Origin of the sequence: Micromonospora sp. DT4, assembly GCF_049841675.1 — a bacterium.
Classification (GTDB): Bacteria; Actinomycetota; Actinomycetes; order Mycobacteriales; family Micromonosporaceae; genus Micromonospora.
The window spans coordinates 1-600 of sequence record NZ_JBNCKT010000358.1; the positions used below are offsets into that span (position 1 = coordinate 1).

Annotated in this window: 1 protein-coding gene; it reads left to right on the forward strand. The window is 61.7% G+C overall.

The features are described from left to right. Positions 1-569, forward strand: a 569-nt coding sequence (locus tag ACLQ24_RS30100; protein WP_425895116.1) for a hypothetical protein, incomplete at its 5' end; no start/stop codon positions are given. Between the last annotated feature and the right edge of the window lie 31 nt (positions 570-600).

Consider the following 600-nt stretch of genomic DNA (forward strand, 5'->3'; position numbering starts at 1 on the left):
GTCACACCAAGACCCACCCCCGCATCACCCCGGCCCTGGCGCACCTCCTGCTCGCAACTGACCGCGACACCACCCTGGCCCTCCTGCACACCCACCGCGGCGAGCTCACCAGCCCACAAGCCCGCACCGACCTCAACACCATCCTGAACCGCGTCCAGAACGACTCCTGGTTCACCCGCTTCAACCCCCTACTGGGCGAGCTAGGCACGCCTGATACCGCTCCCATCGTCCTGGACTACCAGCAAGACCCCGACCCCGCCACCCGCAACTACCACCTCATCACCGACCACGCCCGCCGCTCCATCACCCGCACCCTGCGCGTCGACCTCATCAAACAAACCGGCCACCCCGCAGCCGGCGCCACAAACGCCCTAGAAGCCGTCGACATCTTCTTCACCACAGGAATAGACGCCGCGAAAGCTTATGTCCACAAACACTCCAAACAGCTGGCAAACAACGAAAAACTTAATTGGGTGAACGCCATAATCAAACTCGCTCAAGACCCCAAGCGCATCCAGCAAAACACAGAACTGCAGAACCTCGCCGCCGCGGTCCTCGACTGCAGATGACACAACTACTACCGCATCAGGCAACGTTCGC